Source organism: Candidatus Eremiobacterota bacterium (assembly GCA_031082125.1).
Taxonomy (GTDB): Bacteria; Vulcanimicrobiota; CADAWZ01; order CADAWZ01; family Ess09-12; genus Ess09-12.
The window spans coordinates 176649-187585 of sequence record JAVHLM010000012.1 but is presented as its reverse complement, the minus strand read 5'-3'; the positions used below and the strand labels follow the sequence as shown (position 1 = coordinate 187585).

Here is a 10937-nt window from a genome sequence, read left to right as displayed (position 1 = left end):
CGGGTTTCAGACGTGGCTGCCGTTGGGCGGAATGTTTTTTGCGGGGGAAAGATTTTTAAGGCAGCATTCAAGGTGCCCGTCATCAACAGACGCGCGCTGTTACGCAGGTGAGCCCGGGCTGCTTCTGTTTGAGATTCTGCGTTTCAGCAGCGGTCTTGTTCACTTCACCGGTGACATCTGTTCACCTCATGGCGGGATCCTGCCAGGTTTCCCCGTCCAGAGCTTTCTTTCCCCATGGATCCCGGCCGGCGGGGGAGGAGGGAGGCCTTCGGGGCCGCCTTCACCATGCTGATAAAGCGGAGCCCCTCATCAAAGCTTTCGAGCATGAAGGCCCCCATGGTGAGGCTCCCCGAGGCATAGAGGCACAATCCCTCGTTGTACCTGGTTTTGCTATAGTAGGCAGTCCCGCCGGCTGCCGGTTTCTTTTTCAGGGACTTCCTGTCCAGGAGCCCCAGAAGCTTCTCAAAGAGCGCCAAGTTCTTCTTTTCATCAGGTGATGTGATGATGAAGCCTTTGAAGGTGTGGCCCTTATCCTTGTATTCAGCTTCAAGCGCCGCCGGGTGCTCATCGATGCCCAGGAACCCCTTCATCGTAAGTTTCTCTGAATGGGCGACCTTTCCAGCCGCCGGGAGCAGCGAGAGCTCCGCGGGGGGAGAGCGGTCGCCGGGAAGAGAGGCGAAAAGGCTTAGAGCGGCGGCGGTGACCGGGCTCTTGAGGGTTTTCAGTGAGGCGCAGTAGATGCGGACTACGAACTTCCCCTGGTAGCCGTAGAGCGATCCGGAATCTCCGAATGACTCCGTTCCCAGGGGATGGTATGCACTGCCGGAAGAGCGGTACGTCGAATAGAGGCCGAAAGCCATAAGTTTATCGGCCATCTCGAAGATATCCACGGTGAGGAGGCTGTCAGCCTCTCTTTTGTTGGTATAGATGCCTGAGGCGGCATTGAGAAAGCCGAACTGGAAATACTGCTCGGCCTCCCCGTCAATGAGCTCGAAGAGGTCATCCTTTCCATAGAGGCGGGGCTTCTGCGCCTGCACCCAGCCTTCGGAGAAATTGTCGGCCGGGAGGCTTCTGAGGAGGGCGTCGGCTTCCTCGGAAGCAAGGTGCGGGGGTCCTGAGAGGAAAGGCATTTCCTGGGCTGAAGACTCCAGAAGCTCAATGCTGCCCTCCAGCAGAACGAGCGATATAAGCAGCGAAGCAAGAAAGACCGCTGTTTTTTTCATTGCTTTACCTGTTTCTGAGAGCCCACCCCGCGCCGTCATCTCAGGAGAATCTAGGCAAGAAGCCGGTGAGCCTCCCTCATTCTTGACCTTATATCGAGGCTGTGGGCGCACTTTATCATGCACCTCCTGCAAGAGAGGCACCGGGATGCCTTTTCAGAGGCATGGAGCTCGGAATAGCTTTCCCGTGCGAGATCCATTTCGCGGTATCCCTCGGCATACATCAGGAATCTCAGGATATCGGTGCACTGCACGCCATGGGTGCAGCTCCCGTCGCAGCTCCCGCACGAGCTGCAATGAAGCGGGGCTATGTCATGGGCATAGCGGCTCAGCGCTTTCCTGTCGCTGAAGGTCATTTTCGAGCCCATGACGTCGAAGTTCTGGTTGAGCTGATCCATGCTTGTGACGCTCGGAATGGTCGTATCGATGTTTTTATCATTGAGAACCCACCTTAGAGCCGCCTGGAAAGGATTAAGCTTTGAAGATGCCCCCGCCTGATAGCCCCCGCACATGATCTTCATCGCGATAGTCGCCACGCCGGCCTTGCGGGCTTCCGCGACGGCTTCCTTCACGTCCTGGCCCACCTTGAAATTATAGGTCGTGAGCACCGCGTCATAGAACTTCGATTTTGTCACGGCCTTGAGCACCCCGGCCATGTTGCTGTGGGTGCTGACGCCGACGAACCTTGTTTTTCCCTGTTTTTTCAGCTTCGCGAGGAACTGCTGCCATTCTCTGTTCTGCACTTCCTCCTCGCTCTTGAGGGCATGGAGAAGCAGCAGATCAAGGTAGTCAGTTTTCAGGGAGACAAGGCTCTGCTCCACCGTCCTCTCCATCTCATCGATCCTGCCGGGAGGGACTTTCGTGCAGATGATCACGTTTTTTCTCTTTTTCCCCAGCAGATTGCCGATCATCTTCTCGTTGTTGCCCCCCTGGTAGCGGGCTGCCGTGTCGATGTAGTTGATCCCCATCTCGAGGGCCTGCGCCAGCACGGAGGAGTCATTGGTGATCATCGCGCCGAAGCCCACTTCCGAGACTTTCAGGCCTGTCTTTCCAAAGGCCCGGAATATCACCTCTTTCTTTACCGGAGCGGGCTTCGCACCTGATTCCCCGATGCTGCCGGCGGTGATACCGGCAAGGAAGCGGGGATCAGAGCACAGGCCTGCCACTATTCCTGCACCGACAACGCTTTTGCATGCCTCTGTGATAAAGTCTCTTCTGTCCATAGGGAATGCCTCGCTTTTTATCTGGAATTCTGGAGAGTTTTCCGCCAGTATCATAAGTATAGCAGAAAGGAGCCGGCCAGGACAAGAAAAAGGATAAAAATGGCCAGGGCTGTTATTCTTTGGCCCCGCGGGCACGGAGAAAGGCAATGAGCTCCTTCATCTTCTGCTCATCTTTGCTTCTGTCGACACGGTCTATGTGAAGGGACATGCTCTTCAATTTCTCCACCGCGGTGCCGAGCGGTGTTTTTCCCGAGGCGTCCCTTGCGTTGATGGGAGCGCCGTGGGAGATGAGGAGCTCCGCTGTCGCCTTTGCTCCCTCTTCCGCGGCATAGGAGAGGGGCGTTCTGCCTGACTTGTCCCTGGCGTTGACATCGGCGCCGCTTTTGACAAGGGCCGCCGCCAGCTCCCTGTTTCCCAGACCCGATGCCGCATAATGCAGGGAAGACTTTCCCTGCCTGTCCTTTGCGTTCACCGCTGCGCCCCTGGACAGGAAAAGCGCCGCCATCTCAGTTTTGCCGAAGGACGCCGCGTCTATAAGTAATGTTAAACCTTCATCGCTTACCGCGTTGATATCAGCTCCTTTTGAAAGCAGATAGAGGACTATGTCCTTATGGTCAGCCCTCGCTGCGGCCATCAGGGCGGTCCATCCGCCGCTGCTCTTTCCCTTTCCATTGACAAGCTTTGGATTTTTCGCTAGGAGAGCCTTCACTTTTGCCAGGTCCCCCTTGTAGGCCGCGCCAAAAAGATCTTCAGCCTGATCGGCTCCCGCGTGCGCCGTCACAAAGAGCATAAAACAAACAAGAGCCGCTGCCGCGATAAGGCTTTTCATGAGCCTGCCTCCCCTTCGCCTCTTCTCCGCTTTTAATCAATTGTAGCAAAAAGGAGCCCCTGTGGCAAGAATCGTTTTCAGCCGGGCTGCCCGGAAGCCCGGGCGGTCATCGGAGGCACTTTAAGCCACGCGGGCGACCCGGCAGTCACCGCCCTGCCTGCTGCGGGGGAAGATGATGGTGAGGCGGGTCATATCTTCAGGAAAATTCTTTTCTTGTAGAACACGGCCATGATGCCGTACCAGACCATCACAAAGGCAAGGGCATAGCCCAGCGATGCCGCCTTATCAGGCAGCCAGGAAGCAAAAAGGCCGCTGTAGATCACCGCCTTGAGGCTCAGCCCCGAAGCCAGGGGGACCTTTATGAAATCGAGGAAACGGGCAAAGATGCCGGAGAGGACAAAGACCGTGATCGCATTCGATCCATACACAATGAAAAAATGGAGCCCCCGCCTTGCGCCTCTCACATCCACAAGCCAGTAGCAGAAGGCCATTGAGAGAAGGGCGAGCCCCCCGGTGAAGAGCGTGTAGGAGCTTGACCAGATGTTTTTATTCAGCGGAACCCAGAAATTCATCAGGTACCCTGAGAGCGCCCCGAGGGCTCCCATGATGGCCATGCCCCTCACTTTCACCGCGGGGGGAATTTCCCTGAGGATCCAGTACCCGGCAAAGGCCCCGAAAAGTGTCGTGGCAATGGCCGGCAGGGTGCTCAGCACTCCCTCGGGGTCCCAAGGGGCGGAAACCTTCCATACATGGTTCCCGAGCAGGGAGGCATCGACCAGAGCTGCAAGGTTATGGTCTCTCAGCGGAATTCCTGCCTCCCAGATCACTGTGCCGTTCCTTTCCACGGGTACAAAGTTCATCGTGAGTGCATAGCCGAGGATTAGCAGCACGGAGGCGAGGACCTGGGCTTTGGGCTTCAGGTGCAGCACCATCAGGGAGGCAAAGAGGTAACAGATCGCGATCCGCTGCAGTACCCCGGGGATGCGGAGATCGGGCCAGATGGCAAAGGGAGACAGGGTCATTTTTGTCAGCATCACGTTGAGAGAATTCAGCAGGAGGCCCAGGGCAAAGAGGAGGAGGGCGCGCCGGAGTATCTGCAGGTGCAGCTTTTTCATGCCATCTGCCGAGGTTCTGCGGTTGCGAAAGGCAAGGGGGATGGCCATTCCCATGATAAAAAGGAAGAAGGGAAATATCAGGTCGGCGAAAGTGCACCCGTTCCATTCGGCATGCTCCAGCGGAGCGTAGATTGCGCTCCATGTGCCGGGATTGTTGACAAGCAGCATCCCTGCAATAGTCGCCCCGCGGAAGAGATCAAGTGAGATGAGCCGCTTTTTTTCCTCCACGAGGGAAGATTATTCGCCGTCCCCTGCTATTCCTCTCCAACAGGCAAAGCGGTGACAATGCTTTTTGCTTCATCCCGCCCTGGGCAGCTTCAATCCATCGATGATCACCCACCCGTCATCTTCCCGGGAGCCCTCAGGCACCTTGGAAAAAAGCACAGGATTTTTTTAGGAACTTTACCACTTTACTTGACTGTCCCATGTCGTTATATAATATGGGGTACTTTAAGTTCTCATTACCTGGAGGTGTACCTATGGATCCGCTTGCACAGCTCAGAATGACCAATATGATGGCCGTTGACAGCGCCATGTTCATGGCCGGCCCCCAGAGGGCGATAGGCCTGGGGAGCCTGGGAACCGAGATGGGATTGAGCCCCTTCGGCATGGACGGCTCGCTCTTCTCGCAGGATCTCGGCGAGCAGGGCGGCCCCGGCTCCCTTCCCGCCTTCGCGCAGGCAGGGCCCATGATGGGGTTCAATAACGGAATGGGCATGGTGCCGGGGTTCGGCGGCATGATGAACGGCATGGGCGGCAATCAGCAGATGATGCAGCAGATGATGCAGATGCTGATGATGATGATGCAGATGATGATGCAGATGATGGGGCAGAACGGGATGTGCCCCGGGATGGGCAATCCCATGCAGAACGGGGCCTTCGGCACTCCTCTTGGCATGAATCCGCAGTCACCGATGGGCATGGGCTCGCCGATGGGCGCGGGGAATCCCTTCATGCCGATGAGCGGGGGGAGCGGGGCACCCCAGGGCATGGCGAACCCCTATTCACCGATGAGCGGTGGACAGCCCTCCTATCCGTCCCACAGCGGGAACGCCCAGCAGGCTCCCCATGCCGGGGGAACGGAGACCGCTCCCGGCGATAAGGGACAGGGAGGGCCTGAGAGCGCCGACCAGAAGGTCAAAGAGCTCGAGCAGAAAGTAAAGCAGGACAAGCAGGACGTTCAGCAGGCCGATCAGAAGGTTCAGCAGGCCTCGCAGCAGGCCAAGCAGGCCGGCGAGAAGGTGAAGGCGGCGGGGCAGAAAGTCAAGTCAGCCGACAGCAAGGTGCAGAGCGCCGAGCAGAAAGTGCAGCAGGCCGAGCAGCAGAAAGCCCAGCAGTCGAAGGAGACCGGTGAGACGGCGTCTCCGCAGGCTCCTGACAACAGCGCCGTGGAAAGCGCCCAGAACGAGCTCCGGGCGGCCCAGGAGGAGCAGAAAGCCGCAAAGCAGGAGGAAGCCCAGGCCAAGCAGGAAGAGGCCAAGGCCAAGCAGGATGAAGCCCAGGCCAAGCAGGAGCAGGCCAAGGCCAAGGACCAGCTCCAGAAGGATCAGGCCGAGCTCCAGAAGGCAAAAGAAGAGGCCAAGAAGGAAAAAGAGGAGCGCCTCAAGGCCGAAAAGGAGCAGATGAAGGCTCCCGGCACCCCCTCCGGGAAGCTTGAGACCGTCTCGGGCGAAAAGGTCGATTCCAGCATCGCGCCGCGCCTCAGGCAGATGATAGAGGACGCGAAACAGGACGGCGTCAACCTGGACATCATCTCGGGATTCAGGTCAAATTCCGAGCAGTGGGCCCTTTACAACAAGTATGGGCCGGGCCGCGCCGCGTACCCCGGGACCAGCAATCATGAGAAAGGGGTAGCCGTGGATTTCGCCAACACGCCGGGCGCTTACCGGTGGCTCGCCAATAATGTCCAGGACTACGGCCTGAAGACCAATGTCCAGCATGGCGGCTGGGAGCAGTGGCATGTCTCCCCTTCGGGCGCCTGAGCAGAAATCCTCTCAGAAAGACCACAAGGAGCCCGGAGCACCCGGGCTTCTTCTTTTCCGGAAAGGAGTTCCTCTCCTCCCGAATAATATTACTCATCAGATATGAGCACCAGGAGGAGCGACCATGGAGTCACAATCATATGACCTTGAATACGCCTTCAGCCCCGGCTTGATGGCCTGTTACCACGGAGCCTCAAGAACGACGGTGACATCGACGCTGCCTGGCGTGAAAGCCCTGCCCGACCAGGCCCTGGAGATCTCCCTGACCCTCAAGATCCTTTACCAGGACAGGGGAGACCGCCTCCATGTCTTCATCAGCCCGATTCCCGTCAAATCAACAATGGATGACAGGGAGAGGACTCTGCCCCACCTGAAATGCACCTATGCCATGATAGACAGGAGGGGCACCATTCTTGAAGCCACTGACACCTCAATTCTGCTCATTCATCCATTTCCGTCAGAACCTGTTCCCCTCGGGCACAGGTGGGAGCGGGAGGAGTATCTGCAGCCTGCCGACACGGCAGAGCCCCTCCAGACCGCCACGTATTATACCCTTGAAAATGAATGCGAGATTGAGGGAGCGCCCCATCTTCAGATAGCTTTCCGCACGGCCGCCGTGAGCTACCCGGGGTACCCCGGATCGCCGGAGAAAAGAACCATCACCTACCGGAGAGAGGGCCTCCTGTTCTTTGATCCCGCGCTGGGCATCCTTTCAAGAATCGACCAGACTTCAACGTTCTACACGGAGCAGAGGGAAGGATTTGTAGAGACGACGTACTACACCACCACCGAGCTCGGGGAGATCCTTGAGGATCTCTCGATGCTGCCCATGGTGCCGTTATCACAATGACTCTGTCCCGGAGTGCCGCATGATACCCCGCAGCCGGTCAAATACATGGCTGGAGGGGCGGTCGTGCAGGGGCCTACGTGAGATCTTTTCCATTGAACTGCCTGATGGTAAGAAACAGCATTGCGGCGGCATAAAACAGGCCATAGGCACACCGTGCCGCGATGTCGAGAACTGAGAGCTCCGGGACGCTCGCGCCCACGGCGTGGGCCATGGTGTTCCAGAATGAGTGGACAGGAAAGGCAGAATAGTTGGGGAGCAGGTAGGAGAGGGCGACAAAGAGAGGGGACTGGCCGGTGATCCCCGCAAGGAACGCAAATATGTCACCGGAGATAAAGAACGCGAGGACACCGGCAAGTACCGGTGTCATGGCGACCGAGAGGCACATTGCCACCGATCCTCTCATGAGAAGCTTGCAGAAGAGAAAGGGAAAGGTATGGAGTGTATCACCGGTAATTCCCCCGGTGAGATAAAGGCTGCTGAGCGCCTGGAGTAGCGAGGTGCCTGCGCTGTAGCAAAGCAGCACCATGCACCCGGCAGTCCACTTGCCCGCTGCCACTTCGAGCCTGCTCACCGGTTTTGAGATGAGGAACTTGATCGAGCCTCTCTCTATTTCCGCGGGAATAAGGGTCCCGAACATGATGAGCGCGATGAGCGTGCCGAGCACTTCCATGACGAAGGAGAATACGCTTACGAGGATGCCGTATCCCTGTTTCCTGATCTGCATTGACAGCGCCGCGACCTGGTCGGGACTGAGATCCCTGCCGGAGGTCATCCTGTCCACCATCTTCTGCACAGAGGAGGGCTCCACCGCAATAGCGATGACATAGAGGAGCACCGTGAGCGCAACGGCAATCACTATGGCGAGGAGGACCTTCCTTTTTGAAAGCTCCAGAATAGTGTCTCTCGCGATGAGGTTAACTGCCCGCATCTGGTTCTCCTGTCACTGTTCTGTAGAAGAAGTCCTCGAGGGTCGATGAACTGTCGCCGATGAGCTCCGCGATGGTACCGCTCCTGATCAGCCTGCCTTCCTTGAGGATGGCAATCCTGTCGCAGAGCTGCTCGATGTCCGAGAGGATGTGGGAGCTGATGAATATGGTCTTTCGGTGTTCCTTGACATGCATCAGCAGATCCTTCACCTCTTTCCTGCCGATTGGATCCAGATTTGCCGTGGGCTCATCCAGGATGAGCAGATCGGGATCGTTGAGGAGCGCCTGGGCAATCCCGAGCCTCTGGAGCATACCCTTTGAATAGGTGGCAATGTTCTGGTCCATTGCCTTGCTGAGCCCCGCGAGCTCCAGGACCTTCCGGGCTCTCGTTTTCAGGTCCTCGCGGCGCATGTTGAGCAGGGCGCCGTAATAGTGCAGCAGCGACAGGCCTGAATGGTGGAGGTGCATGGTGGCCGATTCGGGAAGAAAGCCGATTCTCTCTTTCGCTTCATTGCTGCCCAGCGGATGCCCGAGAATTCTCCCCTCACCAGACGTGGGCCTGAGGATCCCGAGGAGCATGTAGATTGTCGTCGTCTTTCCGGCGCCGTTAGGGCCCAGGAAGCCGAAGACCTCGCCTGAGGGCACCTTCATCGTCTGATCATCAACGGCCTTCACCTTGCTGTTCCGGTAGATTTTTGTCAGTTTCTCGGTTTCAATCGCGTATTCCATGCATGGAGCATCCTTTCCAGCCCTGCCCGGTCTGTCTTCCCGAGCATCAATTCTGGTAATATTCATTGAGGTGCCAAAGGATTTCCTGCTGCGGGCTCATATGCTCTGAAAGATATTATTTCGCTGATAAGCCCCGGCGACAGGGTGAGAGTGAGGGACAGAAAAGGAAGGTGTCGAAATGTTAATATCTGAGGTCTGTCCCTCTTTAATGATTCTGTGCTATAATAGCATAAACCGGGGTGACAACTCATGGTGTTTCGGGCTGCCCGCGATCCTGAAGAAAGGGCTCACTTATGAGCGATTCGCTTCACAATATTGCCTCGCCTGCCATTCGCACCTTCCATGTGAAGCGTGATGCGGGCCTTTCTGCGCCTTCTCAGGATAAAGGGCCTGGAACGGAGGTGGAGGACGCTGTCACGCTGACCGGTTCCGGAGGCTCTTCGGCCCATACCATCTCTTTTTCGCCTGTTCCCGGCCTTCCCCATATTGCCATGGCGTCGCTCAACGGCACAAAGCCATCCGATGAAGCACAGTGCCGGGCGCTTGAAGAACAGATGACCGGCTATATGCGTGCCTGGCCTTCAGTGACCTCGGTCATCGCTGTCGAGCACACCGGTGAAAATGGATCTGCAGCCCTGGTGAAAAGCCGCCCTGATGCCGTTGCAGGCAGCACGCTCCAGGGGGTCTACGAAGTGGTGGAGCGTCTTTCCAGCAGCCCCTCCATCAAAGAGGCGGCCACGCGGTACCCGTCACAGTTCCACGTGGTGAAATGCCTCCATGAAGATAAGAGCGGGACGCTCCACGAGGTCCACCTTCCCGGAAGCCAGACTGCAGAGTCGGTGAGCCGGGCCCTCGGGGAAGGCGGAGTGCCCAACCGTCTCGACCAGGTGAAGGAGCTCATAGAGAGCCTCCCCAGGGGGAAGCGCGTTGCCCTCATTCTGGCCGGGCCTTCCAGCGGAGGCAAATCCTCCCTCATCGAGCAGGTCAAGGAGTTCGCCGAGCAAGCCGGCCGCAGGGCCGTGGAGCTTCAGGGCGACATGTATTTCAAGGACATTGACGATCCCAACTATCCCAGGACGCCCGACAATCGGTCCCTTTACTGGGACTCCATTGAAGCAGTGGACATAAACCGCTTCAAGGAGGATATCTCCGAGCTCATTCGCAGCGGATCTGCCGATGTGCCGGTATATAACTTCACCGACACAAGGCCGGGCGGGTGGCGCCTGCCCGATGTCAGATTCACCGGCTTCCGTGAAGAAAAGCCCCGGCATATGGAGATCGGAGACGATGACATCCTGGTCATCGATTCCCTCCATGCCGCCAACGAGGAAATCATCTCCCATCTCGACAGGCTTGGCCTTGCCCATGCCACCATATACCTCGACAGCGAGCGCGCTGAAGACCGTCTCCTGCGCCGCATGGTCCGCGACTATTCCAATCGCGGTGGAATTCTCCCCCGCGGCTCGCTTGAGGTGTGGGACAGAACCATATGGCCCGGTGAAAAGCAGTTTGTAAGGCCCACAATTCTGCAGATGGATCCTGCCAGGGACACTTTCCTGGTGACAAAGTTTCCCAAGGACCCGGGCCTTTCCAGGGAAGAGATCGATGCCAGGGTTGAGCTGCTTGACAAGTACGGCCTTGCGCCCACCTATGAAGCGTTGACGGCTCCGCCGGATAAACTTGGTGAGATGGCCCGCGCCGAGGAGCAGCGCCTGCAGGACCTGCTCGGCTCTGACAAAATGCCTGAGCCGCAGCGCGAGAAAGCGGTAAAAGAGCTGGAAAGGCTGCGCTCCGCACCTAATTATCAGGCAAAACAGGAAAGCTCTATAATAGATCTCGCTCCCAGGCTCGATGCACTGTTTCTCCCTCCGCCCCTGTCACTGGCGCTCAGCCACTCGGAGCCCCCGAGGAAATAACGAAATCCCTTCCATTCCCCTGTCACAGTATGCTCACGGAAAAAGAAAAGATGTGAAAGATTCGTGTCTCAATGTAAACAGGGGGCACACTCTCTGGTGCCGAACATGGACGAGCGTTTCATCATGGCAGTGACAGGTCTTTTCGCC

General features: G+C 57.4%; 9 protein-coding genes. 3 read left to right on the top strand and 6 right to left on the bottom strand.

Annotation, left to right across the window (positions count from 1 at the left end):
* Positions 1-164: 164 nt before the first annotated feature.
* The 4 genes from RDV48_15200 to RDV48_15185 all read right to left on the bottom strand — a co-directional run bounded on the left by RDV48_15200 (position 165) and on the right by RDV48_15185 (position 4615).
* Positions 165-1223, bottom strand: a complete 1059-nt coding sequence (locus RDV48_15200) for a hypothetical protein (protein MDQ7824147.1) — start codon at positions 1221-1223, stop codon at positions 165-167.
* A gap of 50 nt (positions 1224-1273) precedes the next feature.
* The gene (locus tag RDV48_15195) at positions 1274-2443 is read right to left on the bottom strand and encodes an aldo/keto reductase (protein ID MDQ7824146.1); all 1170 of its coding nucleotides are present in this window, start codon (positions 2441-2443) and stop codon (positions 1274-1276) included.
* Positions 2444-2555: 112 nt separating this feature from the next.
* Positions 2556-3272: an ankyrin repeat domain-containing protein gene (locus tag RDV48_15190; protein MDQ7824145.1), complete on the bottom strand. Its 717-nt coding sequence runs from the start codon at positions 3270-3272 to the stop codon at positions 2556-2558.
* Between the two features lie 188 nt (positions 3273-3460).
* The gene (locus tag RDV48_15185; GenBank protein ID MDQ7824144.1) at positions 3461-4615 is read right to left on the bottom strand and encodes a DUF5009 domain-containing protein; all 1155 of its coding nucleotides are present in this window, start codon (positions 4613-4615) and stop codon (positions 3461-3463) included.
* Positions 4616-4866: 251 nt separating this feature from the next.
* Between RDV48_15185 and RDV48_15180 the strand changes: the two genes are divergently transcribed.
* Both RDV48_15180 and RDV48_15175 read left to right on the top strand, forming a co-directional pair.
* The gene (locus RDV48_15180) at positions 4867-6369 is read left to right on the top strand and encodes a D-alanyl-D-alanine carboxypeptidase family protein (GenBank protein MDQ7824143.1); all 1503 of its coding nucleotides are present in this window, start codon (positions 4867-4869) and stop codon (positions 6367-6369) included.
* Positions 6370-6493: 124 nt separating this feature from the next.
* The gene (locus RDV48_15175) at positions 6494-7219 is read left to right on the top strand and encodes a hypothetical protein (GenBank protein MDQ7824142.1); all 726 of its coding nucleotides are present in this window, start codon (positions 6494-6496) and stop codon (positions 7217-7219) included.
* A 73-nt stretch (positions 7220-7292) separates the two neighbouring features.
* On the opposite strand, the gene RDV48_15170 is transcribed toward RDV48_15175, so the two are convergent.
* Together RDV48_15170 and RDV48_15165 are read right to left on the bottom strand one after the other, a co-directional pair.
* Positions 7293-8147: an ABC transporter permease subunit gene (locus RDV48_15170; GenBank protein ID MDQ7824141.1), complete on the bottom strand. Its 855-nt coding sequence runs from the start codon at positions 8145-8147 to the stop codon at positions 7293-7295.
* Positions 8134-8874 (bottom strand): ABC transporter ATP-binding protein, encoded by a 741-nt coding sequence (locus RDV48_15165; GenBank protein ID MDQ7824140.1) that lies wholly within the window; start codon positions 8872-8874, stop codon positions 8134-8136. The genes RDV48_15170 and RDV48_15165 overlap by 14 nt, the downstream gene beginning before the upstream one ends.
* Positions 8875-9167: 293 nt before the next feature.
* Between RDV48_15165 and RDV48_15160 the strand changes: the two genes are divergently transcribed.
* Complete coding sequence (locus RDV48_15160; GenBank protein ID MDQ7824139.1) at positions 9168-10790, top strand: hypothetical protein; 1623 nt, start codon at positions 9168-9170, stop codon at positions 10788-10790.
* The last annotated feature ends 147 nt before the right edge of the window (positions 10791-10937 follow it).